General features: G+C 69.2%; 28 protein-coding genes. 17 read left to right on the forward strand and 11 right to left on the reverse strand.

All coding sequences use genetic code 11. From position 1 onward, the window contains the following. Window positions 1-6: 6 nt before the first annotated feature. The 4 genes from ABN273_RS19615 to ABN273_RS19630 all read right to left on the reverse strand — a co-directional run bounded on the left by ABN273_RS19615 (window position 7) and on the right by ABN273_RS19630 (window position 4212). On the reverse strand, window positions 7-864 hold the full coding sequence (locus tag ABN273_RS19615) for an NAD(+)/NADH kinase (protein ID WP_349450355.1): 858 nt from the start codon (window positions 862-864) through the stop codon (window positions 7-9). Window positions 865-907: 43 nt separating this feature from the next. Continuing rightward, window positions 908-2230 carry an enolase C-terminal domain-like protein gene (locus ABN273_RS19620; protein ID WP_349450356.1) on the reverse strand — a complete coding sequence of 441 codons (1323 nt, stop codon included), beginning with the start codon at window positions 2228-2230 and terminating at the stop codon, window positions 908-910. A gap of 3 nt (window positions 2231-2233) precedes the next feature. Continuing rightward, a complete protein-coding gene (kdgD, locus tag ABN273_RS19625; RefSeq protein ID WP_349450357.1) occupies window positions 2234-3148 on the reverse strand; it encodes a 5-dehydro-4-deoxyglucarate dehydratase in 915 nt (304 codons plus the stop codon). A gap of 68 nt (window positions 3149-3216) precedes the next feature. Further along, window positions 3217-4212 carry a LysR substrate-binding domain-containing protein gene (locus tag ABN273_RS19630; protein WP_349450358.1) on the reverse strand — a complete coding sequence of 332 codons (996 nt, stop codon included), beginning with the start codon at window positions 4210-4212 and terminating at the stop codon, window positions 3217-3219. A 135-nt stretch (window positions 4213-4347) separates the two neighbouring features. Between ABN273_RS19630 and ABN273_RS19635 the strand changes: the two genes are divergently transcribed. From ABN273_RS19635 to ABN273_RS19655, 5 genes are read left to right on the forward strand one after another with little or no spacing between them, the layout of a single operon-like run. Then, window positions 4348-5355, forward strand: a complete 1008-nt coding sequence (locus ABN273_RS19635) for a Bug family tripartite tricarboxylate transporter substrate binding protein (protein WP_349450359.1) — start codon at window positions 4348-4350, stop codon at window positions 5353-5355. A 16-nt stretch (window positions 5356-5371) separates the two neighbouring features. Further along, window positions 5372-5860, forward strand: a complete 489-nt coding sequence (locus ABN273_RS19640; protein ID WP_349450360.1) for a tripartite tricarboxylate transporter TctB family protein — start codon at window positions 5372-5374, stop codon at window positions 5858-5860. Window positions 5861-5868: 8 nt separating this feature from the next. Continuing rightward, window positions 5869-7401, forward strand: a complete 1533-nt coding sequence (locus tag ABN273_RS19645) for a tripartite tricarboxylate transporter permease (protein ID WP_349450361.1) — start codon at window positions 5869-5871, stop codon at window positions 7399-7401. Then, a complete protein-coding gene (locus ABN273_RS19650; RefSeq protein WP_349450362.1) occupies window positions 7398-7793 on the forward strand; it encodes a universal stress protein in 396 nt (131 codons plus the stop codon). The genes ABN273_RS19645 and ABN273_RS19650 overlap by 4 nt, the downstream gene beginning before the upstream one ends. Continuing rightward, window positions 7790-9085, forward strand: a complete 1296-nt coding sequence (locus ABN273_RS19655) for a glucarate dehydratase family protein (protein WP_349450363.1) — start codon at window positions 7790-7792, stop codon at window positions 9083-9085. Before ABN273_RS19650 ends, ABN273_RS19655 begins: the two co-directional genes overlap by 4 nt. 18 nt (window positions 9086-9103) lie before the next feature. Here the strand turns inward: ABN273_RS19655 and ABN273_RS19660 are convergent, their stop codons facing one another. Genes ABN273_RS19660 through ABN273_RS19670 form a run of 3 tightly spaced genes read right to left on the reverse strand, consistent with a single transcriptional unit; the run spans window position 9104 to window position 12178 of the window. Next, a complete protein-coding gene (locus ABN273_RS19660) occupies window positions 9104-9820 on the reverse strand; it encodes a FadR/GntR family transcriptional regulator (protein WP_349450364.1) in 717 nt (238 codons plus the stop codon). Between the two features lie 3 nt (window positions 9821-9823). After that, entirely contained in the window at window positions 9824-11047 is a 1224-nt protein-coding gene (locus ABN273_RS19665) for an L-talarate/galactarate dehydratase (RefSeq protein ID WP_349450365.1), read from the reverse strand. Window positions 11048-11050: 3 nt separating this feature from the next. Next, window positions 11051-12178, reverse strand: a complete 1128-nt coding sequence (locus ABN273_RS19670) for an L-talarate/galactarate dehydratase (protein WP_349450366.1) — start codon at window positions 12176-12178, stop codon at window positions 11051-11053. Window positions 12179-12299: 121 nt separating this feature from the next. Between ABN273_RS19670 and ABN273_RS19675 the strand changes: the two genes are divergently transcribed. Further along, window positions 12300-13151, forward strand: a complete 852-nt coding sequence (locus tag ABN273_RS19675; protein WP_349450367.1) for a DUF72 domain-containing protein — start codon at window positions 12300-12302, stop codon at window positions 13149-13151. 17 nt (window positions 13152-13168) lie between these two features. On the opposite strand, the gene cutA is transcribed toward ABN273_RS19675, so the two are convergent. Further along, window positions 13169-13453, reverse strand: coding sequence for a divalent cation tolerance protein CutA (cutA, locus tag ABN273_RS19680; protein WP_349450368.1), 285 nt, complete (start codon window positions 13451-13453; stop codon window positions 13169-13171). 213 nt (window positions 13454-13666) lie between these two features. Here cutA and ABN273_RS19685 point away from each other — a divergent pair, with 213 nt between their 5' ends. After that, a complete protein-coding gene (locus tag ABN273_RS19685; protein WP_349450369.1) occupies window positions 13667-13963 on the forward strand; it encodes a hypothetical protein in 297 nt (98 codons plus the stop codon). 22 nt (window positions 13964-13985) lie between these two features. Here the strand turns inward: ABN273_RS19685 and ABN273_RS19690 are convergent, their stop codons facing one another. Together ABN273_RS19690 and ABN273_RS19695 are read right to left on the reverse strand one after the other, a co-directional pair. Then, complete coding sequence (locus ABN273_RS19690) at window positions 13986-14822, reverse strand: protein phosphatase 2C domain-containing protein (protein ID WP_349450370.1); 837 nt, start codon at window positions 14820-14822, stop codon at window positions 13986-13988. Between the two features lie 27 nt (window positions 14823-14849). Next, the gene (locus tag ABN273_RS19695) at window positions 14850-15221 is read right to left on the reverse strand and encodes a hypothetical protein (RefSeq protein ID WP_349450371.1); all 372 of its coding nucleotides are present in this window, start codon (window positions 15219-15221) and stop codon (window positions 14850-14852) included. Window positions 15222-15411: 190 nt separating this feature from the next. Here ABN273_RS19695 and ABN273_RS19700 point away from each other — a divergent pair, with 190 nt between their 5' ends. The 10 genes from ABN273_RS19700 to ABN273_RS19745 all read left to right on the forward strand — a co-directional run bounded on the left by ABN273_RS19700 (window position 15412) and on the right by ABN273_RS19745 (window position 25338). Continuing rightward, window positions 15412-16554 (forward strand): MFS transporter, encoded by a 1143-nt coding sequence (locus ABN273_RS19700; protein ID WP_349450372.1) that lies wholly within the window; start codon window positions 15412-15414, stop codon window positions 16552-16554. 59 nt (window positions 16555-16613) lie between these two features. Further along, a complete protein-coding gene (locus ABN273_RS19705; protein WP_349450373.1) occupies window positions 16614-18140 on the forward strand; it encodes an ABC transporter substrate-binding protein in 1527 nt (508 codons plus the stop codon). Beyond that, window positions 18137-19048, forward strand: coding sequence for an ABC transporter permease (locus ABN273_RS19710; RefSeq protein ID WP_349450374.1), 912 nt, complete (start codon window positions 18137-18139; stop codon window positions 19046-19048). Before ABN273_RS19705 ends, ABN273_RS19710 begins: the two co-directional genes overlap by 4 nt. Next, the gene (locus ABN273_RS19715; protein WP_349450375.1) at window positions 19045-19803 is read left to right on the forward strand and encodes an ABC transporter permease; all 759 of its coding nucleotides are present in this window, start codon (window positions 19045-19047) and stop codon (window positions 19801-19803) included. Before ABN273_RS19710 ends, ABN273_RS19715 begins: the two co-directional genes overlap by 4 nt. Next, complete coding sequence (locus tag ABN273_RS19720; RefSeq protein ID WP_349450376.1) at window positions 19790-21247, forward strand: ABC transporter ATP-binding protein; 1458 nt, start codon at window positions 19790-19792, stop codon at window positions 21245-21247. Before ABN273_RS19715 ends, ABN273_RS19720 begins: the two co-directional genes overlap by 14 nt. 395 nt (window positions 21248-21642) lie before the next feature. Next, entirely contained in the window at window positions 21643-22569 is a 927-nt protein-coding gene (locus tag ABN273_RS19725; RefSeq protein WP_349450377.1) for an aminoglycoside phosphotransferase family protein, read from the forward strand. Between the two features lie 543 nt (window positions 22570-23112). Next, on the forward strand, window positions 23113-23799 hold the full coding sequence (locus tag ABN273_RS19730) for a hypothetical protein (RefSeq protein WP_349450378.1): 687 nt from the start codon (window positions 23113-23115) through the stop codon (window positions 23797-23799). Between the two features lie 74 nt (window positions 23800-23873). Beyond that, entirely contained in the window at window positions 23874-24293 is a 420-nt protein-coding gene (locus ABN273_RS19735; protein ID WP_349450379.1) for a hypothetical protein, read from the forward strand. 113 nt (window positions 24294-24406) lie between these two features. After that, the gene (locus tag ABN273_RS19740) at window positions 24407-24658 is read left to right on the forward strand and encodes a hypothetical protein (RefSeq protein WP_349450380.1); all 252 of its coding nucleotides are present in this window, start codon (window positions 24407-24409) and stop codon (window positions 24656-24658) included. A gap of 206 nt (window positions 24659-24864) precedes the next feature. Then, window positions 24865-25338 (forward strand): DUF6294 family protein, encoded by a 474-nt coding sequence (locus ABN273_RS19745; protein ID WP_349450381.1) that lies wholly within the window; start codon window positions 24865-24867, stop codon window positions 25336-25338. Window positions 25339-25671: 333 nt separating this feature from the next. Here the strand turns inward: ABN273_RS19745 and ABN273_RS19750 are convergent, their stop codons facing one another. Beyond that, window positions 25672-26586: a class I SAM-dependent methyltransferase gene (locus tag ABN273_RS19750; RefSeq protein ID WP_349450382.1), complete on the reverse strand. Its 915-nt coding sequence runs from the start codon at window positions 26584-26586 to the stop codon at window positions 25672-25674. Window positions 26587-26773 lie beyond the last annotated feature (187 nt).

Below are 26773 nucleotides of genomic sequence, written 5' to 3' on the forward strand. Positions count from 1 at the left end.
TGCCGGTCAGTACGCCTCGATGCTGCCGTCCACCCGCAGCTTGCGCCGGGCCCGCTCGTAGAACGTGGTGCCCAGCCGGACGACCTTCGCCGCCCCCGGCCACGCGGCCACCGTGATCGTGTCACCGGGGCACAGATGCCCCACCACGGCCCCGTCGACCTCCACCGCCAGCCGCCCACTGGTGGACAGCACCTCCAGCGTCACGTCCTCGTCGGCGGGCAGCACCAGCGCCCGGTTGAACGCCGAGTGCGCGGCGGCCGGCACCACCAGCACCGCCTCGACCCGGGGCGACACGATGGGCCCGCCGGCGGAGAAGCTGTAGGCGGTCGAGCCGGTGGACGTGGCCACGATCACCGCGTCGGCGGCGAAGCGCACGAAGTCGCTGCCTGCCGGGGTGACGGACACCGCCGCCAGCCCCTCGCCCGGGATCCGGACGAGCGCGATGTCGTTGAAGGCGGTCACGTCCGTGCCGTTGATCCGGCTCCTGATCGCCATGCGCGACTCGATCGTGTACCGATGGTTGTCGATGGCCGACAACGTGCCGGCCAGCTCGTCCACGTCGATCTCGGCCAGGAACCCGAGCTTGCCGAGGTTGACCCCCAGGATGGGCGTGGGCCGCCCGGCCAGCAGCCGCATGGTCCGCAGCATCGTCCCGTCGCCGCCGAGCCCGACCAGCAGATCGGCCCGCTCGACGAGGGCCTTGGCGTCGACGGGCACGGCGGTGCAGTCGATGCGGCCCACCTCCTCGGGCAGGCCGAGCACGGTGACGCCCTTCTCACCGGCCCAGCGCAGGATGGTGTCTATCGCCTTCTTGGAATCGCGCTGAGGGTGCAGCACCAGCCCGACCGTCCCGACCATGCCCATGGGCCAACACTAGGCGAAGTGCCCGCCGCCCGGCGGGCCGAGGTCAGCGGACGAGGCAGGGGCGTTTCGGGTCGAACGTCCAGCCCTTCACCAGGTACTGCATGGCCACGGCGTCGTCGCGGGCGCCCAGGCCGTGGCGGAGGTAGAGCTCGTGAGCCTCGGCCAGCGCCGCGCGGTCGAGTTCGACGCCGAGCCCGGGAGCGGTGGGCACGTCGATCGCGCCGTCCGTGATCTGGAACGGCCGGGTCGTGAGCGCCTGCCCGTCCTGCCAGATCCAGTGCGTGTCCAGCGCCGTGATCTCCCCGGGGGCGGCCGCTCCGACGTGCGTGAACATGGCCAGCGAGATGTCGAAGTGGTTGTTGGAGTGCGATCCCCAGGTCAGCCCGAAGTCGTGGCAGAGCTGGGCGACGCGGACCGAGCCGGCCATGGTCCAGAAGTGCGGGTCCGCGAGCGGGATGTCCACCGCGTTCGCGCGTACGGCGTGGGCCATCTCGCGCCAGTCCGTGGCGATCATGTTCGTCGCCGTGGGCAGGCCGGTGGCCCGCCTGAACTCGGCCATGGTCTCCCGGCTCGAGAAGCGGCCCTCGGCGCCGCACGGGTCCTCGGCGTAGGCCAGGACGCCGCCCAGCCCGCGGCACAGCCGGACCGCGTCGGCGAGCAGCCAGCCGCCGTTGGGGTCGAGGGTGACGCGCGCGTCGGGGAAGCGGCGGGCCAGCGCCCTGACCGCCTCGACCTCCTCCTCCCCCGCCAGCACCCCGCCCTTGAGCTTGAAGTCGGCGAAGCCGTAGCGCTCCTGCGCCGCCTCGGCCAGCGCGACCACCGCGTCAGGGGTGAGCGCCTCCTTGCGCCGCAGCCGGGACCAGCGGTCGTCGCCCGCGTCGTCCACCAGGTAGGGGAGGTCGGTCTTCCCCGGGTCGCCGACGTAGAAGAGGTAGCCCAGCATCGGCACCCGGTCGCGCCGGCGGCCCTCGCCCAGCAGCTCGGCCACGGGCAGGCCGAGGTGCTGGCCGTGCAGGTCCAGCAGGGTCGACTCGAGGCCGGTGACCGCGTGGACGGTGGTGCGCAGGTCGAAGGTCTGGGCACCGCGCCCGCCGGCGTCCCGGTCGGCGAACCGCGCCGCCACCGACCGCAGCAGGCTGCGGTAGCGCGCCACGGGCTGCCCGATCAGCAGCTCGGCCGCCTCCGAGATCGTCCGGCGGATCGCCTCGCCCCCAGGCACCTCGCCGAGGCCGGTGCGTCCGTCGGAGTCGGTGGTGATGACGACGTTGCGGGTGAAGAAGGGTCCGTGGGCGCCGCTGAGGTTGAGCAGCATGCTGTCGTACCCGGCCACCGGGACGACCTCGACGCGCTGGATGGTGGGAGTCATGACCTAGCTGATCTTGTTGATGAGGGCGGTCAGTTCGGCGAGCTCGCCGTCTGTGAGGTTCTGCAGCGGCGGGCGCACCGGTCCGGCCGGGCGTCCGACGGCGGCCAGGCCCGCCTTGATGATCGACACGGCGTACCCCTTCTGGCGGTCGCGGATGTCCAGGTACGGGACCAGGAACTCCTTGATCCGCCGGTAGACGGCCTCCCGGTTCTGTGCCCGGACGTCGGCGTAGAAGTCGAGCGCGTACTGCGGCACGAAGTTGAAGATCGCCGAGGAGTACGTGCTCATGCCGAGCTGGAGCAGCGGCAGCGCGAACGTCTCGGCCGTGGGCAGGCCGCCGATGTAGGCCAGCCGGTCGCCGACGGTGGCGTAGATGCGCGTGAGGTTCTCGATGTTGCCGACGCCGTCCTTGAACCCGACGAGGTTCTCGTTCCGGTCGGCCAGGGCGCTGACGGAGCGGTCGTTCAGGATCGCGTTGGCCCGGCTGTAGACGATGACGCCGAGGTTCGTGGCGCCGCAGACCGCGGAGACGTGCTCGACCAGACCGTCCTGCCCGGCCTCCGTGAGGTACGGGGGCATGAGCAGCAGCCCGTCGGCACCGGCGGCCTCGGCGGCCCGGGCCTGCGCGACGGCGCTCGCGGTGCCGCCCGTGGCCGGGGCCACGACCGGGACCCTGCCGTTCACCTCGTCCACCGCCACCCGCACCACCTGGTCGATCTCGGCGGCGGTCAGCGAGAAGCCCTCGCCGGTGCCCCCCGCCGCGAACAGGCCGGCCACCGGGTACGTGCTCAGCCAGGACAGGTGGTCACGGTAGCCCGCCTCGTCGAACTGCAGGTCCTCGGCGAAGTGCGTGACGGGGAACGACAGCAGGCCGCCCTTGAGCTGGGCGGCGAGCTCCTGTGGCGAGAAATTCGGCATGAACGTCCTCTGGTTTGCACGCGGCCGTGGGATCCCCCCGCACCGCCGGTAAGGCTGACGCCGTCAGGCTAGGAGGAGGGTGGATTCCTGTCCAAGTGCGATTCTGTATCCGACGATACCGGCAGGGCATCGTCATGGCCTGAGCTCCGGAGCAGCTCGAGCACGCGCCACATGGCGGGATTGGTCGAGGCGTGGTTCCAGATGACGTGCAGCTCGACCGGCTCACCGCTTCTTCCAGGGACGTTCCTTCCTGGGCCGCCGTCCAGCGGGTCGCCGCCGCCCCGGATCAGATCGCAGAAGGCGATGCCCTCGATGCCGAGCGACTGCGCGCTGGCGGGCACCAGGGCCACGCCCCGGCCGGCCGCCACGAGGAGGGCGGCGGTGAGGATCTGATGCACCTGCTGCTCGATCCTGGGGTGGGCGTTGGTGAGGAACCGGACGGTCAGCTCGTGGAAGTAGCGCGACTGCACGGGGTTGTAGCTGATGACCGGCAGGCCGTCGAAGTCGTCGGGGGCGAGCGGCCGGTCGAGGCCGGCCAGCGGATGGCCGACGGGGACCACGGCGCACAGCGGCTCGCGGAAGACGACCCGGGAGCGGAGCGCGGCGATGTCGAAGGGCGGGCGGGCGAGGCCCATGTCGAGCTCGCCGCGCAGGATGCCGTCGACCTGCCCCGCGGTCACCCGTTCGTGGAGGATGACGTCGATCTCCGGCAGCTCCTCCGCGAGGCGGCGCAGGAGCCCTCCGAGCATGCTGATGGCCGAGACCGCGGTGAAGCCGAGCCGTACCGTGCCCGCGGCGCCCTTCGCGATGCGGCGCGCCCGGTCGCCCGCGGTGTCGACGAGCGTGAGCATGCGCCGCGCGTCCTCCAGGAAGCCGCGCCCGGCGTCGGTGAGCACCACGCGGCGGTTGTCACGTTCCAGAAGGGTCACGCCGATCGTGCGCTCCAGCTTCTGGATGTGGCGGCTGAGCGGCGGCTGCGTCATGCGGAGTCGATCGGCGGCCCGGCCGAAGTGGAGCTCCTCGGCGACCGCCACGAATGCCCGGATCTGATCGAGTGTTAGCATGATGCCCGCAGAGTATCACCTGATACCGAAATGAGCCTGGACAGGCATCGAGGCTGGTACCTAGTCTCCGGAGACTACAGAGCGGAAACCACCCCGTAACCTCCATACACACCGCTCGTACGAAGGAGAAAGTCCATGCCGACATCCCGGACGACCGCCCGCCGCCTTCTCGTGGGTGTCATCGGCTCCGCCGCGGCGCTCGCGCTGACCGCGTGCGGCGGTGTCAAGACGACGTCCTCCGGTGGCGGTGACGGGAAATATCCGACGGGCAACATCGAGTTCAGCGTCGGCGCGTCCGCCGGCGGCTCGACCGACCTCATCACCCGGGCGCTGGCCCAGGGCATGGGCAAGGAGCTCGGCGTCTCCACGCCGGTGCTCAACAAGCCCGGCGCGAACGGCGCGCTCAACGCCAAGGAGCTCCAGGCCGCCAAGCCCGACGGTTACAAGATCGCCATCCAGAACGCCTCGCTCTTCACCATCACGCCGCTCACGGTGTCCCCCGCCGAGGCCACGAAGATCGAGTCGTTCGACGTCATCACCGGCGTCTCCCGTGACGACTACGTCATGGCGACCAACTCCCAGTCCGGCTACAAGTCCATCGAGGACATGAAGAAGGCCGGCAAGACGATCCGCTACGGCACGACCGGCGTCGGCACGGGCGCCCAGCTCGCCTCCGCGCTGACGTTCAAGTCGGCCGGCATCGAGGCGACGGCCGTGCCCTTCGACGGCGGCGCCCCCGCGCTGACCGCCCTGCTCGGCAACCAGGTCGACGTCTCGACCATGCAGATCGGCGAGGCCGTCGAGAACATCAAGGCCGGCAAGCTCGTCCCGCTCGCGGTCTTCTCCGACAAGCGCATCCCCTACCTGCCGGACGTCAAGACGGCCAAGGAGCAGGGCTTCGACGTGCTGGTCACGCAGTACCGCTTCCTGACCGCGCCCAAGGGCACGCCCGAGGACGTCAAGGCCCGCCTGCTGGAGGTGGCCAAGAAGACGTTCGCCACGCCGGAGTACAAGAAGTTCAACGAGGAGAACTCGCTCACCCCGATGGAGGTCTCCCCGCAGGAGGTGCTCACCTCGCTGCAGAAGGACACCGCCACGTACAAGGAGCAGCTGAGCAAGTACGGCATCAACCTGGCCGGATGAGTTCCAAGGAGCGAGCATGTCCATGATCGACCCTCTCGAAGAGGTCGCCGAGGAAGCCCGGCCGCCGCACGCGGGCCCCGTCTCGCAGGTGGCCGCGGCCCTGGTGGCGCTGGCCGTCGGCGTCGCCGGGGCGATCGGCTCCGTCGCGCTCGGGCTGGGGCAGCTCACCCAGCCGGGCCCCGGCCTGTGGCCGTTCGCCATCAGCGTCGTCATCGTCGTGCTGTCGGCGACGCTCGTCGTCACCGGCCGCGGGCTCCAGGACACCGAGCGGTTCTCCAAGGCGAGCCTGCTCACCGCGGCCGGCGTGGTGACGCTCGTGCTGCTCGCGGTGCTGCTGCCGCTGATCGGCTTCGAGATCCCGTCGCTGCTGCTGGTGTTCGTCTGGCTGCGCTGGCTGGGCAAGGAGTCGTGGCGCTCCTCCATCGTGGTCAGCGTCGTGACCGTGGCCGCGTTCTACCTGCTCTTCGTCGTGCTGCTCCAGGTCCCGCTCCCGCGCCTCATCTGAGAAACCACATGGACATCTCCCCCATCCTCAACGGCTTCGGCGTCGTCCTGGAGCCGAGCAATCTGCTCTACTGCCTCATCGGCGTCATCATCGGCATGCTCATCGGCGTGCTGCCCGGGCTCGGGCCCGGCGCGACGATCGCCATCCTGCTGCCGATCACGTACGGCATCGGGCCGGTCTCGGCGATCATCATGCTGGCGGGCATCTTCTACGGCGCCCAGTACGGCGGCACCATCACCTCGGTCCTGCTCCGTCTCCCCGGCGAGGCGTCCTCCGTCGTGACCGTCTTCGACGGGTTCGCGCTGGCCAGGCAGGGCAAGGCGGGCACCGCGCTGGGCATCGCCGCCATCGGCTCGTTCGTCGGCGGGACCGTCTCGATCATCGGCCTGACGGTCCTGGCCCCGATCGTGGCCGGCTTCGCGCTCGACTTCGGCCCGCCCGAGTACGCGGCCCTCGGCGTGCTCGGCGTGCTGCTGATCTCCTCGGTGGGCAACGGCAACAAGCTCAAGGCGATCATCGCGGCCTGCGTCGGCCTGCTGATCGCGACCGTCGGCCGCGACACCTTCACCGGCGCCGAGCGGTTCACCTTCGACAGCCTGAACCTGGCCGAGGGCATCGACTTCATCCCGATCGCCATGGGCCTGTTCGGCCTGAGCGAGATCCTCTACAACCTGGAGGAACGGCACAACAAGGTGCACGCGCCGGCCAAGGTCGGCAACGTGTGGCCGTCGCGCCAGGACCTCGGCCAGGCCAAGGGCGCCATCGGCCGCGGCTCGCTCATCGGCTTCGTCCTGGGCGTCCTGCCCGGCGGCGGCGCGGTGCTGTCCTCGCTGGCGGCGTACGCCGTCGAGAAGCGGCGCGCCAAGCAGCCGGAGCGCTTCGGCCAGGGCGCCGTCGAGGGCGTGGCCGCGCCGGAGACCGCCAACAACGCCGCCGCCACGTCGTCGTTCATCCCGCTGCTGACCCTCGGCATCCCGGCGAACGCCACCATGGCCCTGATGTTCGGGGCGCTGCTCATCCAGGGCATCCAGCCGGGGCCGCAGCTCGTCACCGAGCACCCCGACGTCTTCTGGGGCGTCATCAACTCGATGTACATCGGCAACATCCTGCTGCTCATCATGAGCATCCCGATGGTCGGCGTCTTCGTGAAGATCCTGCGCGTGCGGCCCGCGATCCTGGCCCCGATCACGGTGCTCATCACGCTGCTCGGCGCGTACACCGTGAACAACCAGGTCTACGACATCTTCCTGGTGATCGTCTTCGGCCTGCTCGGCTACCTGATGAAGAAGTTCGGCTTCGAGCCGGGGCCGCTGGTGCTGGCGTTCGTGCTCGGCTCGATGATCGAGAACTCGTCGCGGCAGGCGCTGCTCATCTTCGGCGGCGACCCGACCGGCTTCTTCACCCGCCCCATCTCGGGAACGGTGCTCGCCCTGGTCGTGCTGGTCGCCTTCCTGCCGCTGATCCGCAAAGCCGTGGCCGTGCGCCGTCGCCGGAAGTCCTCCGTTCCCGTTGACGCTCCAGTTGAGGAGAAGACGCCATGACGATCCTCGTCGGATACCTGCCCACGCCCGAAGGGGAGGCCGCGGTCGAGGCGGGCCTGCGCGAGGGCGCGCTGCGCGCCGAGCGCGTGATCATCGTGAACTCGCCGCGCCGCGGCGCGCCCGTGGACGAGCACAAGATCGGCGACACCGCCTCAACCGCGCTGCTCGCCCGCGCGCGGGCCGCCGGCGTGGACGCGGAGGTGCGCCAGCCGCTCCACGACGACGACCTGCCCGAGACGTTCGAGAACCTCATCAAGGAGACCGGCGGCACGCTCATCGTCATCGGGCTGCGGCATCGGTCGCTGGTGGGCAAGTTCATCCTCGGCAGCGAGGCGCAGCGCATCCTCATGGAGGCCAGCGTCCCGGTCCTCACGGTCAAGGCGGCCCAGTGAGCGTGCTTTCCGGCGCGGTGCGCGCGCGTGGCGGCGGGCGGATCAGCCGGGTCACCGTCACCCCGGTCGCCTTCCACGACCCGCCCCTGCTCAACGTCGTCGGCGTGCACCAGCCGTTCGTGCTGCGCGCGATCGTCCAGGCCCACACCGACTCGGGGCTGGTGGGGCTGGGCGAGACGTACGCCGACCAGGCCCACCTCGACCGCCTCGGCGCCGTCGCCGCCGCCCTGCCCGGCCTTGACGTGTTCGACGCCCACGGGCTCCGGCGCGTCGTCGAGGAGACGCTCGGCGCGTCCACCGGCGGCGCGGGCGCCAGCTTCGGCGGCATGCTGGAGGTCTCCAGCGCCGTCGACACCGTGGCCGCGCCCTTCGAGGTGGCGCTGCTCGACCTGCAGGGCAGGACGCTCGGCCGCCCGGTCAGCGACCTGCTCGGCGGCGCCGTACGCGACCGGGTGCCGTTCTCCGCCTACCTGTTCTACAAGTGGGCGGGTCACCCCGGCCAGGACGAGGACTCCTGGGGGCGGGGCGTCACGCCCGAGCAGATGGTGGCCCAGGCCCGGCGGATGGTCGCCGACTACGGCTTCACCGCCATCAAGCTCAAGGGCGGCGTCTTCGAGCCCGCGCACGAGGTCGAGACCGTCGAGGCGCTGGCCGCCGCCTTCCCCGACCACGCGCTGCGCATCGACCCCAACGGCGCCTGGACCGTGGACACCTCCATCAAGGTGGCGCAGCGGCTGTCCGGCGTCCTGGAGTACCTCGAGGACCCGACGCCCGGCATCGACGGCATGGCGGCGGTCGCCCGGCACACCGACATCCCCCTCGCCACCAACATGTGCGTCATCGCGTTCGAGCACCTCAAGCCCGCCGTCGCCGCAGACGCCGTACAGGTCGTCCTGTCGGACCATCACCTGTGGGGCGGGCTGCGGCGCTCGGCGCTGCTGGGCGGCATCTGCGAGACGTTCGGCATGGGGCTGTCGATGCATTCGAACTCCCACCTCGGCGTCAGCCTCGCCGCGATGACCCACCTCGCGGCCGCCACCCCCAACCTCACCTACGCCTGCGACACGCACTATCCGTGGAAGACCGAGGAGGTCGTGAAGCCGGGGGTGCTGGAGTTCCGCGACGGCAGCGTGGCCGTGCCGACCGGCCCCGGCCTCGGAGTGGAGCTGGACGAGGACGCGCTGGGGGTGCTGCACGAGCAGTACGTACGGTGCGGGCAGCGCGGGCGCGAGGACACGGCCTACATGCGCACGGTGGTCCCGGACTTCACCCCCAACACGTCCCGCTGGTAGCCCACTCACGCCAGGCCCTCAGGGGGCTTGGAGACGGGCCCGGGAGTTGGACAGGTGGAGCCGCATCGCGGCCCGTGCCGCCGCCGCGTCCTGGTCGGCGATGGCGCGGTAGATGTTCTCGTGCTCCAGTGTCACCCGGGTGAGGTGCGTGGCGTCCGACACCGTGTACGCGTGCTCCAGCCGCGTACGCGGCAGCATGATCACCATCGGCCCGAACGACGCCAGCAGGTCGGAGTAGAACCGGTTGCCCGAGGCGAGCGCGATCTTGAGGTGGAACTGGAAGTCGGCCTCGACGGCGCTGCTGGGTTGCTCGCCGGAGCGCCCGAGGTCGACCAGGGCCCGTTCGATGGCCTTGAGCTGCAGGTCGGTACGGCGCTCCGCGGCCAGCCCAGCCGACTCCGACTCGACGCCGATCCGGAAGTCGATCATGTCGAGCACGTCGCGGTGCGTCCGGATCTGCGACGCCTCCGCCGAGAAGGCCGTGGAGGCGGGCACGGCCAGCACGAACGAGCCGCGCCCCTGGAAGGTCTCGACGAGGCCCGCCGCCTGGAGCCGCGAGATGGCCTCGCGGACCACCGTACGGCTCACGCCGAACTCCTCGACCAGCGAGGACTCGGTCGGCAGCTTCTGGCCGGGCTGGATCTCGCCGGCGAGGATGCGCGCCTTGAGCCGTTCGACGAGCTCATGCGCGAGCCCGCGCCCGCTGTCGCGATCGAGCCGCTGATCTGGCGACACGGCTCACAACCTACCTGGCGACGACTCGGAACTCGACCTCGCCGAGCCACCCGGCTGCGACCCCGCCGTTCCGGTTCGGCCGAGCCGCGGCCGGGTTGCCGGGGCTGAGGCCCGGAACTCGACCTGGTCGAGCCGCCACCCCGCGGCCTCCTCGGCAAGGCTGAGGCCGAGACCCGGGCGGTCGGGCACACGCATGCGCCCGCCCTCGATCTCGAGCCGCTCGTTGAACAGCGGCGAGAGCCACTCGATGTGCTCCACCCAGGACTCGCGCGGGTAGGCGGCGGCCAGGTGGAGGTGGATCTCCATCACGAAGTGCGGCGCGACCTGCAGGTGGGCATGATCGGCCAGCGCGACGACCTTGAGGTAGGGCGTGATGCCACCCACCCGCGGCACGTCGGGCTGGAGATAGTCGGCGGCGCGCAGGTCGATGAGGCGCACGAGGTCGGGCACGCTGGAGAGCATCTCGCCGGTGGCGATCGGCGTGTCGAGGGCGGCGGCCAGCTGCGCATGCCCCTCGGCGTCATAGGCGTCCAACGGCTCCTCGATCCACACGAGCCCGAACTCCTCCACCGCCCGCCCGAACCGCAACGCCGTCGCACGATCCCACTGCTGATTGGCATCCACCATCAACGGCACATCGCCCCCGATGTGCTCCCTGACCGCCGCCAGCCGCCGCAGATCCTCCCTCGTGTCCGGCTGCCCCACCTTGATCTTGATCCCACCGATGCCGTCCGCGAGCGACCGGCTCGCACGCGCCTTGACCTCTTCGATCGGCGCGTGCAGGAAGCCACCCGAGGTGTTGTACGTCCGCACCGAGTCGCGGTAAGCCCCCAGCAACTTCGCCAACGGCAACCCCGCACGCTTCGCCTTCAGATCCCACAGCGCAACATCGACCGCCGCCAGCGCCTGCGTGGCCACGCCGGAACGACCGACCGACGCACCCGCCCACAGCAGCACGTCGTACACCTTGCCGATGTCGGAGGGATCCTGACCGAGGAGATCCTTGCCGACCTCCTCGGCATGGGCGAACTGGGCCCGGCAGCCCGCCCGGGTCGTGTAGGAGAACCCGAGCCCCGCCAAGCCGTCGCGAGTCGCGACCTCACAGGTCAGAACGTCGATCTGGGACAGGGGCCGCTGGCGGCCAGTGGCGACCTTGGCGTCGCTCACCGCGTACGCGAGCGGCACGGCGTAGTGGCCGAACCGTACCGACTCGACGCGGTCGCCCACGGGTCAGGCCTTCCCGAACTCGACGCTGTCGACGGTCCACTTGCGGCACTGCTCGCTGAGCGTGAAGCCGAGCCCTGGCCGGTCGGGCACGAGCATGCGGCCGTCGCGGGTCTCGAGCCGCTCGTTGAACAGGGGGTTGAGCCATTCGAAGTGCTCGACCCAGGGCTCGCGCGGGTAGGCCGCGGCCAGGTGGAGATGGATCTCCATCGCGAAGTGGGGTGCCAGCTGCAGCCCCGCGTGGTCGGCCAGGGTGGCCAGGCGGAGGAAGGGCGTGATGCCGCCGACGCGCGGGGCGTCCGGCTGAATGATGTCGGCCGCGCGCGCCTCGATGAGGCGGACGTGCTCGGCGACGCTGGAGAGCATCTCGCCGGTGGCGATCGGCGTGTCGAGGGCGGCCGCCAGCTGCGCATGCCCCTCGGCGTCATAGGCGTCCAACGGCTCCTCGATCCACACGAGCCCGAACTCCTCCACCGCCCGCCCGAACCGCAACGCCGTCGCACGATCCCACTGCTGATTGGCATCCACCATCAACGGCACATCGCCCCCGATGTGCTCCCTGACCGCCGCCAGCCGCCGCAGATCCTCCCTCGTGTCCGGCTGCCCCACCTTGATCTTGATCCCACCGATGCCGTCCGCGAGCGACCGGCTCGCACGCGCCTTGACCTCTTCGATCGGCGCGTGCAGGAAGCCACCCGAGGTGTTGTACGTCCGCACCGAGTCGCGGTAAGCCCCCAGCAACTTCGCCAACGGCAACCCCGCACGCTTCGCCTTCAGATCCCACAGCGCAACATCGACCGCCGCCAGCGCCTGCGTGGCCACGCCGGAACGACCGACCGACGCACCCGCCCACAGCAGCACGTCGTACACCTTGCCGATGTCGGAGGGATCCTGACCGAGGAGATTCTCCCCGACCTCCTTCGCATGGGCGAACTGCGCCGGCCCGCCTGCCCTCTTGGAGTAGCTGAAACCGGTGCCCTGATGGCCCTGCTCCGTCGAGATCTCGGCGAAGAGGAAGGCGATCTCGGTCATCGGCTTCTGCCGCCCGGTGAGGACCTTGGCGTCGCTGACGGGGACGTCCAGCGGAAGCGTGACGGAGGAGAGTGAGACGTGGCGGATGCGGTCGGCGGCCATGGCGGTCCAAGCGGTCGGCGGTATGGATGTCGTCAGTCATCATACGAAGCCGTCACTTGTATGACAACCTTCGATTCAGGGCCGCGACGGCGTCTCGGCGGATCTCCGATAACGTCGAGCCATGCGGCTTCATGTGGGATGCGCGATGTGGACTCACGCGCGCTGGCCAGGTCGTTTCCTGCCCGAGCAGCTGCCTCCGGGCGAGCGCCTGCGCTCCTACGCGACCTGGTGCGACGCCGTGGAAGGCAACACCACCTTCTACGCGACCCCGACAAGGAGCACGGTCGACTCCTGGGCCCGCCAGATCACCCCGGACTTCCGCTTCGTCGTCAAGCTCCCCAAGGCCATCACGCACGAACGCCGCCTCACCGGGATCGACGAGGACCTGCACTCCTTCCTGGACGCGATCGAGCCGTTAGGACCCAGAGCCCACGCCCTCTGGGTGCAGCTTCCCGGCTCGTTCACGCCGGCCGACGCCGGCGTCCTGGCCGCCTTCCTCCGCCGGCTCCCCCGCTCGTACAGGTACGCCGTCGAGGTGCGCCACCGCGCGTTCTTCGAGGACGACCGGTCGGAACGGCTCCTGGAGCGCGTCCTGGCGGCCGTGGACGCCGAGTGGGTCCCGTTCGACACGACGGCACTCTTCCAGAGCCCGCCGACGAGCGACGCCGAACGCGACGCGTGGACCAAGAAACCCCGCGTCCCGCGCCGCATGCGCGCCCTCACGGCCCATCCGATCGTCCGCTATCTGGGGCGGGACGCGGAGTCCCGTACGGTCGAGGGCTGGCAGGCGTGGCTGGACACGGTCACGGAGTGGCTGAGGGAGGGCCGTTCCCCCACGTTCTTCCTCCACACACCCGACAACGCCGACGCGCCGCGGCTGGCCCGTGCCTTTCACGAGGCGGTGCGCACCCGCCTGCCGGAGCTGGCTCCCCTGCCCGAGCCCCAGCCGATGGACCCGTTGACCCTCTTCTGATCCATGGGACCGTGCCGCTAATCCCGACATTCCCCCAAAACCGGAAATGTCAAGATAGGGATTGCCTCGTCGGTGTGATGCTTCCGAATATGCTCGACAATCGCCGCCAGCCGCGGCTCCGGCACCTTGACCGCCAGCTGCCAGGCACTCGCCTGTTCGATCCCCGACTCTCCGCGGACGAGCCTGGTCACCTCGGCGATGTCGATCGAGGCGGCGAGCTCGGCGTGCAGCAGGCTGTACGCCAGCTGGGAGGCTTTCTTGTGCCCTTCGATGGTTATATGCGCCTCGACAAACTCCACCATGAGCCGTCCTCTGCAAAGAATCGGGATTGTCGACCGCAGAGTAAGCCAGCCGCCCACCATTTGACTTCCAAAAACCCGAGAAAGGGCCCTCCGGTCTTGACCACGAGGAGGGCGTGGAGACATTGACCCCGGGGACGGGGGTCCGGCGCCACGGACCTATGGTGAATGGAGAGAGCGCCACCAAGCCGCATCGGCGTTGCAGAGGAGGCTGCGATGAGGGAGCACTTCGTCTGGGTGACGACGCGTCGCATCAAGCCGGGCGCGTTGCAGCAATTCGAAAGGGCATGGCGCCCTGATCCGAATCCGGAGGGGCTGCGCCAGGCCTACGCGTACTGGTCCGAGGACGGACAGGAGATCACCGGGGTGTCGTTCTGGGACTCGAAGGAGGCATGCGACTCCTGGCGAACCTCCGAGGCAGAGGCACGCCGGCGTGAGGTCATGGCCCCGTACGTCCTCGAGGAGTGGGAAGGCTTCTACCGCGGCCGCGAACTCGGCGTCCCCGTACGGTAGCCGCCTGCCACAGTGTCACCGTTCAGCACTGAGGTCGGACACTGAGGCCGGGAAGGTAGACGGCCGCGATGTCATCCATCCTCTTCGCCCGCGGCCACCGCTCGCCGTCCGGATCGCTCGCCTCCGCCGCACGTACCCGGTCGAACAGCCGCCCGGGTGCCTGCGACCCGAGGATGTCGAGCGCATCGGCGAACTCGCCCAGCCCGAACTCGACGAACCGCGTGGCACCGTCGCTCAACAAGGCGATGCGCCGCACCTGCCCGGCCGGGAAGTCGCCGGTCAGTGCTTCGTGCGCGGCCTCCGGCGCGCCGGCGGCGGTCGGGTAGCCGCCGCGCTGGTTCCGCATGCGACGCAGGTGCTCCACGAACCGGATGCGCGCCGCCTGGTGCTCGGGTGCGCCGGTAGGCAGGGCGGCCATGGCCTTCCACAGGTCCACGCCCACTGCGTCGATTCGCCGATCTGAGACGGTGACGATCTCGCCGTCGATGTCGGCGACGAACGTGGAGTCGCCGAGCACCAGATACTCGATCTTGTCCTCGGCGCGCCGGGCCATGACGACGGTGCTCGCCGGCGTACCGGGGTGGGTGAGGTCGCAGGAGTGGCCATGCAGTTCCGCCACGGCCTTGATGGCCGCCGCCAAGACCTCCGTGAGAGCCTCGCCGGGGTCGCTCATGCGCAGGATCAGGCGGTCGCCGAGCTGGTTCACATACCAGGCGGTGCCGTGCCGGCAGCCGGTAGGCAGTTCTGAAGGCCCTCCCGCGCCGTCCAGGAGGACCGCTCGGACAGAGGTCCCGCTGGCGGCGGCCACGTAGTCTTCATTGGGTTTGTCGACGCGACCGGGTCTCGTATGGAGGTACAAGCGCGATCCTTCGGGACGAGCTCGGCGTCAGCAGAGGATGTAAGGGTCGCGGGCAGGCCGGTCGTTGACGCCGCCGCGGATGAAGATGTCGGAGATCCACCCCACCGACTCGTAGTAGCCGTTGCCGTCCCGGTCGAAATTGATCTTCGACCAGTAGATGTTCGTGTACGAACCGTATGTCGCCCGGTCTCCCGTCGTGGTGCAGACGTACGGATAGTTGGCGGCGTCGATCTGCCAGATGACCGAGCCCCCGGTCGGCGAGTTGCGGACGTTCACGTCGGTCCCCCACGTGCTCACCCATAGCTCGATCGAGCGCGCGGACGCGCTCCCGGCGAAGACCGCCTGCCCAGCCAGCACCGCTCCCGCAACCACAGCCAGAGCCTTCCGCCATAACCGCATCCAAGCCTCCCATCGCCGCGGAACCAGTCACGATTGTGGCTTTCGCCCGGGCCCGCCGTCCACCCTGCGACCACCCCTTCACTGGATCCCGTTTGTGCATCTGTGACGGGAATGATAATCATTTCTTCGACATCCGACCAGAGGAGAGGGCAGTGGCATACCTGTTAGTGCACCCGGGGGTGCGGGCCACGTGAGAGAGCTCTCCTGGGCCGTGCGGCTGCTGCTGGTCAACCAGTTCGGCGTCAACACCGGCTTCTACCTGCTGATCCCCTATCTCGCCGGCCATCTCACGGGCGACCTGGGCCTTTCCGCCGCGGTGACCGGTGTCGTCCTGGGGGTGCGCAACCTCAGCCAGCAGGGGCTGTTCCTCATCGGTGGCTCCGCTTCCGACCGGCTTGGGGCCCGCCGGGTGATCATCGCGGGGTGCGCTCTGCGTACCGTCGGGTTCGGCCTGTTCGCGTTCGGCGCCACGGTGCCGCTGCTGCTGGCGGCCGCCGTGCTCAGCGGGCTGGCCGGGGCCCTGTTCAATCCGGCCGTCCGCGCGTACATCGCGGTGGCGGCTCCCGACAAGGCCAGGGCGTTCGCGCTGTTCAACGTGTTCGCCCAGGCGGGAGCGCTGTGCGGGCCGGTGGTGGGCGGCGTGCTGCTGCTGGTGGACTTCCGGGCCGCCGCGCTCACCGCCGCGGCGATCTTCGCGGTGCTGACCGTCGCACAGGCGTTCGTCCTGCCCGCACGGGACGTGCCCGCCAGTGGCGGCTCCGTGCTGGGCGACTGGCGTCGCTGCCTGACCGACCGGCGTTTCCTCGCCTTCACCCTGGCCCTCAGCGGCATGTTCGCCCTGCAGAACCAGCTCTATCTCGTGCTGCCGCTGGCCGCGGAGCAGGCGACCGGCACGGCGGGCTCGGTGGCGCTGCTGTTCCTGGTTTCCACCGTGGCGAGCCTGCTCTTCCAGGTGCGGATCACCAAGTGGCTGGAGTCGGCGACGAGCCGGGGCCGCGCGATGGCGCTGGGCCTGGCCGTGATGGGAGCCGGGTTCTTCGCGCCCGCCTTGCTGCCGGGCATCGTCCCGGTGCTGGTCGCGGTGCTGGCGCTGGCCTTCGGCGTGATGATGGCGCAGCCGTTCGTGTACGAGCGGATCGGCCAGTTCGGCGGCGAGTCCCTGACCGGCACCTACTTCGGCATGTTCTACCTGGTGTCCGGGGTGGTCGCCGCCGCGAGCACCGCGCTGGTCGGCTGGGTGGGCGCGGCGGGTCCCGCCGTGTGCGCGGCGATGGGGCTGACCTGCTCGGCGGCCGTGCTGATCCACGAGCGGCGTACGGCGGTGCCGGCGTGACCTTCCTCACCGACAACCCCGCAGCTCAGCTGCTGCCCGTCTCGTAAAGGACTCTCACCATGCGTGACCATCTCAGCCGCCGCGGCTTCCTCGGCCTGACCGCGGGAGCCGCCGTGCTCGCCGGATGCGGCACCGCCTCGTCCGGCGGCTCCAGCGGCTCCGGCGGCTCCGGCGGGAGACTGCGTGCCGTGTTCGCCGGCGGCGGCGCCACCGAGGTGCTGGACCCGCACCTGGCCAATCTCTTCAACGAGGCCGCACGCGCCAAGGCCCTCTACGACAAGCTCGCCGACCTCGGCTCGGACGTCTCCCCACAGCCCCGCCTTGCCGAGAAGTGGGAGCCGAACACCGGCTTCACCCTCTGGCGGATCACGCTGCGGCAGGCGCGCTTCCACGACGGGCGGCCGGTGCGCGCCCAGGACGTCCTGGCCAGCTACGCCCGGATCACCGATCCGGGCAAGACCTTCCGCGCCAAGTCCAGCCTCGCGCTCATCGACCTGCCGAACAGCCGGGCCGTCGACGACAGAACGGTGGAGTTCCGGCTCAAGCGGCCGTTCGCCGAGTTTCCCAATGTCCTGGCCGCGTTCGGCGCCTACATCGTCCCCGAGGGGACCGTGGACTTCAGCAGGCCGGTCGGCTCGGGTCCGTTCTCGTTCGTGTCCTGGCAGCCGGGCCGGTCCGTGCTGCTCAGGCGCAATCCGGACTACTGGGAGGGCGCCCCGTACCTCGAGGAGCTGGAGTTCCTCATCGCCAACGAGGAGTCCGCGCGGGTCAACGCGCTCATGAGCGGGCAGGTCGAGTACGCGCACGACCTCACTCCGGCCACTGCCCGCCAGCACGAGGGACGGGTCACGCTCGTCCGCGCGCCCAACAGCGCGATGCAGGCGTTCGCCATGAAAGTGGACCGTCCGCCGTTCGACGACCGGGACCTGAGGGAGGCGCTGTTCCTGCTCACCGACCGGCAGCAGCTGGTCGACACCGTCATGCCGGGTGCCGGGCAGATCGGCAACGACCTGTTCGGCAAGGGTTATGAGCATTACGCCTCCAGCATTCCGCAGCGCGCGCCCGACCTCGACAAGGCCAGGGCGCTGATCAGGAAGGCCGGGGCGGACGGGCTGACCGTTGAGCTGACCACCTCCACCGCCGCGGCCGGCTTCGTGGAGGCGGCCGCGGTCTTCGCCGACCAGCTACGCGCCGCGGGGCTGAAGGCCACCATCGTCAACGGCAGCAAGGACACGTACTGGTCGGACATCCTCACGAAGGGGTCCATCACCAGCTTCCGGTCCGGGGCCATGCCGATCGAGACCCACATCGCGCAGCGGCTGTTGTCCGCCTCGACGACCAACGCCACCAAGTGGGCGCGACCGGAGTTCGATGCGCTCTACGAGACAGCGGTCTCGGCGCGGAACGCCGCCGACCGGGAGGCCGCCTACCTGAAGATGCAGCAGCTGCTGCACGCCGAGGGCGGGCTGCTGGTGTGGGGCTTCGCCGACTGGATCGTCGCGACGTCGCCGAAGGTGAGCGGGGTGCGGGCGGCGCCCGCCAACACCCTGGACTGGGCCCGGTTCGACAAGGTGAAGCTGGCTTGAACCCGGCCCGCTACGCCGCGCGGCGCCTGGCCGTGGGCATCCTGCAGATCGCCGGAGTCGCCTGCCTGGTGTTCCTGATGGCAGAGTCGCTGCCGGGCGACGCTGCGGTGGTGCTCGCGGGTGACCAACCGGATCCGACACGGATCGCGCAGATCCGGGCCGGGCTCGGCCTGGATCGTCCCCTCGCCGACCGCTTCGCCGCCTGGGCCTCCGGGATCGTGCTGGGCGACTTCGGGACGTCACTCGTCTCCGGTCGCCCGGTCACCGAGATCATGCTGGACGCGCTGGCGCCCACCGCCGTCCTGGCCGGGCTCACCGTGCTGCTCCTGGTTCCGCTGTCGATCCTGCTCGGGGTGGCCGCCGCGCTGCGCGAGGGGAGCCGGCTCGACCGTGCGCTGACCGCGGCGAGCACCGCGCTCTACGCGGTCCCGGAGTTCGCGCTGGCCATCATGCTGGTGGCGGTCTTCGGCGTGGCGCTGGCGTGGCTGCCGCCGACCGGGCTGGGCGGGCTCACCGCCGCGGCCCTGGTGTTGCCGGTGTCGGTGCTGCTGGTCCGGCCCGTGTGCTCCACCGGGCGGCTGGTCCGCTCCGCGATGATCGACGTGCTGGCTTCGCCGTACGTGCGGCACGCGCGCCGCCTGGGCCTCAGCTGGTTCGCACATGCCCTGCCCAACGCGCTCGCCCCCGCCGTACAGCACCTGGCCCGCACCGTCGACTGGCTGCTCGGCGGCGTCATCGTGGTGGAGGCTGTCTTCGTGGTCCCCGGGCTGGGCAGCACCCTGGCCGACGCGGTGGGCCAGCGGGACCTGCCCGTTCTGCAGGGGCTCGCGCTCCTGTTCGCCGCCACGACCGTCCTGGTGAACCTGCTCGCCGACGTCGCGGTCCTCCGGTTGGCGCCACGCGCATGAGACTCCTCCTGCTTGCCGTGCCCCTGGCCATCGCCCTCGCCGGACCGTGGTTCGTTCCGGAGGAGCTGGTCCGTGACGCGCCCTTCACGGACCTGGGCCTGCTCGGCACCGACTTCGTCGGACGCGACGTGTGGCACCAGGTGCTGCTGGGCGGGCGAGCCCTGGCGCTGACGGCCGTGCTCGCCACCGCCGGGGCCTACCTGCTCGGCGCCCTGTGGGGACTGGCCGCGGCGACCATGCCCCGGATGGCCGACGAGGCCCTGATGCGGCCGCTCGACGTGCTCCTGGCGGTGCCCTCGCTGCTGCTGCTCCTGGTGGTGGCGGCTCTGGCTCCCGACGGAGCACTCGTCTGGATCGTCATGCTGGTCCATCTGCCCGACATCGCCCGCCTGGTACGCGCCTGCGCACTGGAGATCGGCGCCCGTCCAGCCGTGGAGGCCATGCGGTTGCAGGGCGAGAGCTGGTGGCGGATCACCGTCGGGTTCGTCGCGCGGTCCATGACCCGCGTGCTCGCGACCGACGCCGGCACCCGGATGACCGGGTCGCTGTACCTCATCGCCGCCGCGAGCTTCCTCGGCGTCGGGGTGCCGCCGGACGCCAGTGACTGGGCGGTCATGGTCGACCGCAACCGGGGCGGGCTCTTCCTCAACCCATGGGCGGTCCTCGCCCCCGCGCTGCTGATCGTCATGCTCGCCGTCGGGCTGAACCTCACCGTGGACCGCGTTCTGAAGAAGGCACATCATGATCGAAGTTGATGGGCTGGCGGTCGCCGTACCAGCTCGGCCCCTGGTGGACGGCGTCAGCTTCACCTTGCCCGCCGCACGGACGCTGGCCCTGGTCGGCGCCTCCGGCAGCGGCAAGACGACCACCGCGCTCGCGCTGCTCGGTGAGCACCCACCCGGCGCCCGGGTCACCGGGCGGGTCACCGTGGCCGGACACCAGGTCGCACCCGGGCAGCCCCCGCCTCCCGGGACCGTCGGGTTCATCCCGCAGCACCCCTCTGCCGCGCTCAACCCGGTGCTGCGCATCGGAACCGTGCTCCGCCAGCTCGCGGTACGGCACGGGACCTGCGTCTCCGAGGCCCTGGGCAAGGCTCGGCTCCCCGACGACCGGGACTTCCTGCGCCGCTTCCCGCACCAGCTGTCCGGCGGGCAGCAGCAGCGGCTCGTCCTGGCACACACGCTGCTGGCCAAGCCGTCGGTGATCGTCGCCGACGAACCCACCACCGGCCAGGACGCCATCACCCGGGCCGAAGTCGCCGCCGAGCTCTCCGGGCTCGGCGTCGCCGTCGTCCTGCTCACCCACGACCTCGGCCTGGCGCGAGAGCTGGCCGATCACGTCGTGGTGCTCAAGGACGGGCGGGTCGTGGAGTCCGGGCCCGCGGTGCTGGACGCCCCGCGCAGCGAGTACGCCAGGGCGCTGGTCACCGCACGGGCCCGCACGGCGGAGACCCGCATGGAACCGGTCCCGCTCTTGGAGATCGCAGCTCTCGGAACGGAAATCCTGCGCGAGGTGACCCTCGACGTCGCCCGCGGCGAGCGGCTGGTCGTCGTCGGCCGCTCGGGCAGCGGGAAGACAACGCTCGCCCGCTGCGTCGCCGGCCTGCGCCCCTGGACATCCGGCACCGTACGGCTGGCCGGCCGCCCGCTGCCCCGGTCCCCCCGTCGCCGGAGCCGCGCCGACCTCGCCCGCGTGCAGTACGCCTTCCAGGACGCCCGGGCCTCGTTCGACCCCCGGCGTGCCGTCGTGGAGCAGGTCGCCAGGACCGCGGTACGGCTGCGCGGCCTGGCCGTTCCCGCCGCGCGCGAGGACGCCTTCGAGTCTCTGGCCGCGCTCGGGCTGGGCCGCGAGGCCGCGCGGCGACGCCCGGACGGGCTTTCCGGGGGCGAGCTCCAGCGCGCCGCTCTGGCCCGCGCCCTGCTCGCCCACCCGGAGGTGCTGATCTGCGACGAGATCACCTCTGGGCTGGACCCCATCACCCAGGAGGAGGTCCTCAACCTGCTCACCGACCTGGACGTGACCCTGATCCTCATCAGCCACGACCTCTCCCTGGCCGCGATGATCGCCGATCGGGTCGCGGTCATCCACGAGGGGCGGCTGATCGAGCACGGCCCGGCAGCTCAAGTGCTTCACCGCCCGCTCCACCCCGTCACCCGCGCCCTCACCGGTCTGCCGGAGGAGTCCCCTTTTGTCCCATGACGTCCGGCCGACCGGCAGCAGGTCATCCTGGTCCGCGACGCCGCTCAGCCCGGGCGTCTTCGCTCCCACCGTCTGCGCCACGTCCTCGACAACGGAGCGCTCATCACCGCAGGGGACGCCAACCTGCGCTACGACTCCACCCCGGTACCCCGGGCGAACTATGTGGGAGTCGGCAGGCTGCGGGTCCCCTGGGTCGGCCTGCCTTCCGGCAGGAAGCCCAAAAGGCGCATGCCATTCCTTCGCCGGCGAGATTGGCCCGTCAGGGCATTTGTCCAGATGTGATCACGTCCGAGTAGGGTGGGGGCATGCTTTGACGCCTGCCCGGTAATCGGGCACCTCCATGATCTCCTTCGTTCGTCGCACTCCGACCCTGGACCACGAAGGAGACCCTTTTCATGAACACGTCGACCTACATCGACGTTCCCGACGCGTTCGCCGCGTCTTACGGCGCGCACGGCGCCGAAGCTCGCGCCTGGATCGCCGACCTGCCCCGCCTCGGCGGCGACTTCCTGGACCGCTGGGAACTGCGGCCCGACGGCCCGGCCGCACACGGCATGGCCTCGCTGGTCCTGCCCGTGCTTCAGGCCGACGGCACACCCGCCGTACTCAAGCTTCAGCAGCTCAGGGAGGAGACCGCCGGCACTGCCACCGGCCTGCGGGCGTGGGGCGGCAACGGCATTGTGCACCTGCTCGACCATGACCAGGACAGCGGCACTCAGCTGCTGGAACGCCTGGATGCGGCCCGGCCTCTGTCCTCGGTGGCCGACGACGATGCGGCCATGCAGATCCTGGCCGCGCTGATGGCCCGCCTGACCTCGGTACCTGCCCCGAGGGATCTGCGGCAGCTGTCCGACATCGCTGCGGCCATGCTCGACCAGGTCCCGCAGGCCGTACCGACACTGCGCGACCCTGGCGAACAGCGGTTGCTGCGCACCTGCGCGTCCGCCGTGGCCGAACTGGCCGGTGAGCCCGGCAACCGCCTGCTGCACTGGGACCTGCACCACGACAACGTCCTGGCCGCAGAACGGGAACCCTGGCTCGCCATCGACCCTGAACCGCTGGCCGGGGACCCGGGGTTCGAGTTGCTGCCGGCCCTGGACAACCGGTGGGAGGAGGTGGCGGCCACCGGCGACGTGTCGCGGGCGGTGCTGCGCCGCTTCGACCTGCTGACCGAGGTCCTCGGTCTCGACCGGGGGCGAGCAGTCGGCTGGACCCTCGGCCGCGTGTTGCAGAACGCACTGTGGGACATCGAAGACGCAAAGACCACGCTCGAACCTGCCCAAGTCGCCATCGCTACGGCGCTGCTGCGCCGGCGGGCATGAGAGGAGGGACGGCTCCGGGTCCCAGCGAGCACCGGTGATGTCGAGGCGATCACCGATCAGGTGGTGGCAGGCGCCCTCGATCACGCCGGCGGAAGTCAAGCGGCCGGCTGACCGCACTGGGCCTCGACCGCGGCCTTGTGCAGCATCAAAGGAGCCGCGCACATGCTCGTCGACCAGCACTGAAGGGGATGCCGGATAAATAGGCGTATCGAAAGGGCGTGCTGCGCAACTAATCCAAGCTGCACAACGGCACTCCACGCATTGACGCACCTAAATAGCCGGTCCTCGACCAGAGGCTCGAGCACGTCAACTGCCGGCGCCCTCTCCCACATCGCGTTAATCCCATCCCCCGCATGTAGCGGCGCGCCCCCTCCGCCCCATCAGATCCCCGAGACAGAGAAAAAAGGGCGAAAGGTCAATGTGTCAATATTCAATATGACCAGGCAAAGTCTGAGCTTGCAGTGCGTAGCGATCAGCACTGGAGGACAGACAGCAGGGGGGCATGTGGGCTGCGGTAAAGAGCCCAACGTCGGGATTGGATAAATGATGATCAGGCGTCGTTGGACTGGAGAAATTCCAGGTGTCAGACAATTTCTTGAACTGCGCCGAGAGGGAACCACCTGGGCACTCTGCGAAGAAATCCGCGCCAAGGTGCAGGTTCTGCAATCCCATCTGAACGCCAGAGAGGCCATGGGGGTCCCACCCGAGCAGGCCACCTTGTTGAATGGTGCACGTGACCAGGCAAAAAAGGCGCTGGCCCTACTTGACGACGACATACACCGCAGAGGTGCGACGGTATCGCATATGATCGCCGCTCAGCTGCACCTCAACAGAGCGCGCTCCCTCTGGCTGCGGATTCTCTCACCCGAAGAACTGAATTCTTATCTGCCCAGCACGCTGTCACTTGTCCGCGAGCACCTCTCTTCGAAGGATCCCCGAAGGATCGCTCTGGAAGGGGTCGCGCGAACCAAAGTCGATGCCGGCCACCAGCGGAGCGACGGCGAGCTGGTAACCATCGTCGAAGCGGTGGACGCGGCGCGGGACGTAGCACTCCAAGAGAGACTACGTGCCGCCAGCTTCGCCCGCATCGTCGGATGGGTGATCACCGGCTTGTTCTGCTTCGTGATCGCCATCGCCGTGCTGACAGCTCTTTGGCCGGGCGCAGTGCCTTTGTGCTTCAATCCGACGGACCAAAGAATTACGGGCCAGCCAGGAAAAGAGAACAGATAATCGTGTAAAGCGTTGTCTGCCCGACGCAGAGCGAAGGGTCTCGCCCTCAATCTACTTCCCGCTCCCCAGAGCCCGTGTCCGAGTCCAGGCCCGAGCTCGACGAAAGAAACAGGAAAGCCGCAACGTGGCCGGATTACATCGTCGTCGAAGTCGCCGGCCTGATAGCCGCCGGCGTCGCGTCAACCTCCGCGCTCCGGCATATCAGGGGGACGACCACCGCTCATGCGATTCCCGTCGCTCTGGCCCTGCTCAAACTGCCGATGGGCGCGCTCACTGCCGTTCTCGGCCTGCTCCTCATGCGAGGGGGGTTTGTGCCCGGGCTCAGCGCGCTCGACTCGTCAGCTCAGATTGTCGCCTGGGCCGTCATCTTCGGCTACTCGCAGGAATTGTTCACCAAGTTTGTCGACAGACAGGGCCAAGCCGTCTTGGAAGGTGTGCGCGGTTCTACGGACCCGCTCCCCCTTACGCGTCAAGGCACCGTCGCGCCCATGTGACGCGCCCGAGCCGGATTACCCGGCAGGCCACGACTGGCCGCCGGCACCTGGGACGACTCCTCGCCCTCCTGGACCGCCGACGCCTTCGACACCGCCACCTGCGGCTGTCTGGCTTGCTCGCTGCCGATGCCCCGCCCGCCGCCGCGAGCAACCCGTCCTCACCCCGCACACCTGCGCACGGCCGCTACGTCATCTACCACGAGGACGGCGCCCGAGTCCGGACCGGCACCGCACCGCGGATCATGGCCGGCCTCCGCACTCTGGCCATCGGCCTGGGCCGCCTGATCGGCTCGACCCGCATCGCCACCACCAACTACCGCAGCCACCCCGCCGACGGTCTTCAGCTACTCGGCCTTACAACATGAGAACGCTTCGGCTCTGGCTTGACAGGTTCGTCGATTTTAGCAGACGAGCAGCTCCAAACCCTGCAGGAACCGTTCATACAGTCATTCCATGAGCCCTCGCGCGAATTTTACTATCTTGGGAGGGTGCGCCATCGAGTGACGGGCATACACCTGCATGCAGATAGCCCCAGACGAAAAACAACAAATACCGTACGGAGGTACGAAAAATGTCCGAGCTCCAGGCGGAAAAGCAGGGCATGGGTCTCACCGATGGATTCGCAAATCAGGGCGTCGCCACAAGAACAGTCGAGGAGATGCCGATTGTAGGCGACGAGAGCAAGCTGATCGACACGGATCAAATAGAGACCAGGGAGGTCCGTGGGTCGGTGCAGCTTTTGTGGAATCGAGACCAGACCGCCGGTGACTGCAGAATCATGGACAGAAAAGCCACCTTCTTTCCTGACGGCACAGCCAGATTCCAAGCACGGGTAAGGTCGAGCGACAGCGACGATTGCTGGGTATATTTCGGAGGCATCGCAATTAATGACATAAATGGCACCGAGCTATGGCGGAGCGGCAAGCTCATAGGGCCGAGCATGCCCGAGGAAAATGTGGACTTCATATGGGATCAGCGGTTCTCCTACCCGGCGATCTGGTTCGGATTCATCGCTCGCGCCACCCTTTTTGGCGCAAACTGCTGATTGGACTCATGCGGCTCGCTCCGAGGTGCAGATCGTGTACGGAGCAAGCGCTCCGCCCGGGTCATCCTCGACGGCGCAGAAGCCATGCACCAGTCAGTCGCCAGCGACGAAAGGCCGCTCCCGAAAGCCAGGAAGCGGCCTTTGACCGTAGTAGCTCGCCCAGTAACGCGAAATGTTGCCTCTCAAGGACACCTCTCGAGTCCGGACCGGCGCCGCGCCCCGGATCATGGCGAGCTCCCGCAACCTTGCCATCGGCCTCGCCCGATTGATCGGCTGGACCGACATCGCCGCCGCAGTCGAGCACTACCGCGCTCCCCCTGCGGATGGGACTCGTCAGCCGTCAGCAGAGGACGCCTGAAAATGCCAAATGACCATCGCAGGGACGTCGCCATTCGCAGCTTCCGCCGCCTCCGGCGCCAAAGCTGACAGGCACCAGGGGCGCTCGGCCCACGGCTCCATCGCTTCTGCGGTCGGCGGTACTTGCGCCGGCGGGGAATCGTCGGGCGTATCCCCCTTGAGGTGCCGGGGTTCCTCGCACCGCCGCACTTGCAGCCCTTCCGCGAGGGCGGCGCGCACATAGTCGCCGATCAAATGGCGATGACTGGCTATCCGTCCCGGCTGACCGTCGGCTGTATGCACGAGGGGAATCATCCCGCGGGCGACCCCTTCCGGATGTATGTCCGAGGTCACCAGATGTCCCCCCGGGCGCAGGACTCTGGCGAACTCCGCCATCACTGGCTGAAGCGAAGGAACATGCGTGAGCGCCAGTGAACAGACGACAACGTCGACGGCATTGTCAGGGATCGGGAGATCATAGAGATCACCGATGAGGAACTCGCCCCGTGGTACCCGTTCCCGCGCTCTCGCAAGCATGTCCACAGAGCTGTCCACGCCGAAGACCTGATATCCACGCGCCGCCAGGGAAGCCGCAACTCGGCCGGTGCCACAAGCGGCGTCCAGGGCGACACCCACGGGGAGAGCGTCCAGGATCTCCCCGACGATCGGCTCGTCGAAGTCGAATGCGGAGTTGGGCCGGTCATACGTCTTGGACCAAATGCGGTATCCCTCGGCGGTGTCGACCCGAGCAACCTCCACGGCCGCACCAGCCAGAATCTCGTCGTCGATCAACCTGCGGATCTCCGCGATGCGCGCGTCAACGAACTCGCGGTCGAACTCCCCGGTGAAGGAACGCATCAAAGCGATGCCTTCCACGCCATGGAGATAGGCCAACGGATGCTCGTAGATCATGATGCGAGGCTAACGAGAGGCAGTTCTCCGGCGCTATCGAATTCATCAGGAGGCGGGGAGGTAAGCATTCACCTCCAGCGCATTTCGGCTTCTGGTGATCGCGCTGTGTGATCGTCCTCAGGCATGCGTGAGTACGGCCGATCCTGGGATGGTCAGCCGGTTACCGGGTCGGGTGGCATCCAGAGGT

The sequence above is a fragment of the Nonomuraea sp. B19D2 genome (assembly GCF_040137845.1).
Lineage (GTDB): Bacteria > Actinomycetota > Actinomycetes > Streptosporangiales > Streptosporangiaceae > Nonomuraea.

Excerpts from the sequence above, each read along its gene's own strand:
- ABN273_RS19630 (WP_349450358.1), bottom strand. The coding sequence starts at position 4,212 with ATGCTAACACTCGATCAGATCCGGGCATTCGTGGCGGTCGCCGAGGAG.
- ABN273_RS19620 (WP_349450356.1), bottom strand. The coding sequence starts at position 2,230 with ATGACTCCCACCATCCAGCGCGTCGAGGTCGTCCCGGTGGCCGGGTAC.
- ABN273_RS19685 (WP_349450369.1), top strand. The coding sequence starts at position 13,667 with ATGAGGGAGCACTTCGTCTGGGTGACGACGCGTCGCATCAAGCCGGGC.
- kdgD (WP_349450357.1), bottom strand. The coding sequence starts at position 3,148 with ATGCCGAATTTCTCGCCACAGGAGCTCGCCGCCCAGCTCAAGGGCGGC.
- ABN273_RS19670 (WP_349450366.1), bottom strand. The coding sequence starts at position 12,178 with ATGGCCGCCGACCGCATCCGCCACGTCTCACTCTCCTCCGTCACGCTT.
- ABN273_RS19675 (WP_349450367.1), top strand. The coding sequence starts at position 12,300 with ATGCGGCTTCATGTGGGATGCGCGATGTGGACTCACGCGCGCTGGCCA.
- cutA (WP_349450368.1), bottom strand. The coding sequence starts at position 13,453 with ATGGTGGAGTTTGTCGAGGCGCATATAACCATCGAAGGGCACAAGAAA.
- ABN273_RS19645 (WP_349450361.1), top strand. The coding sequence starts at position 5,869 with ATGGACATCTCCCCCATCCTCAACGGCTTCGGCGTCGTCCTGGAGCCG.
- ABN273_RS19705 (WP_349450373.1), top strand. The coding sequence starts at position 16,614 with ATGCGTGACCATCTCAGCCGCCGCGGCTTCCTCGGCCTGACCGCGGGA.
- ABN273_RS19725 (WP_349450377.1), top strand. The coding sequence starts at position 21,643 with ATGAACACGTCGACCTACATCGACGTTCCCGACGCGTTCGCCGCGTCT.
- ABN273_RS19640 (WP_349450360.1), top strand. The coding sequence starts at position 5,372 with ATGTCCATGATCGACCCTCTCGAAGAGGTCGCCGAGGAAGCCCGGCCG.
- ABN273_RS19720 (WP_349450376.1), top strand. The coding sequence starts at position 19,790 with ATGATCGAAGTTGATGGGCTGGCGGTCGCCGTACCAGCTCGGCCCCTG.
- ABN273_RS19650 (WP_349450362.1), top strand. The coding sequence starts at position 7,398 with ATGACGATCCTCGTCGGATACCTGCCCACGCCCGAAGGGGAGGCCGCG.
- ABN273_RS19635 (WP_349450359.1), top strand. The coding sequence starts at position 4,348 with ATGCCGACATCCCGGACGACCGCCCGCCGCCTTCTCGTGGGTGTCATC.
- ABN273_RS19615 (WP_349450355.1), bottom strand. The coding sequence starts at position 864 with ATGGGCATGGTCGGGACGGTCGGGCTGGTGCTGCACCCTCAGCGCGAT.
- ABN273_RS19695 (WP_349450371.1), bottom strand. The coding sequence starts at position 15,221 with ATGCGGTTATGGCGGAAGGCTCTGGCTGTGGTTGCGGGAGCGGTGCTG.
- ABN273_RS19745 (WP_349450381.1), top strand. The coding sequence starts at position 24,865 with ATGTCCGAGCTCCAGGCGGAAAAGCAGGGCATGGGTCTCACCGATGGA.
- ABN273_RS19730 (WP_349450378.1), top strand. The coding sequence starts at position 23,113 with ATGATGATCAGGCGTCGTTGGACTGGAGAAATTCCAGGTGTCAGACAA.
- ABN273_RS19750 (WP_349450382.1), bottom strand. The coding sequence starts at position 26,586 with ATGATCTACGAGCATCCGTTGGCCTATCTCCATGGCGTGGAAGGCATC.
- ABN273_RS19715 (WP_349450375.1), top strand. The coding sequence starts at position 19,045 with ATGAGACTCCTCCTGCTTGCCGTGCCCCTGGCCATCGCCCTCGCCGGA.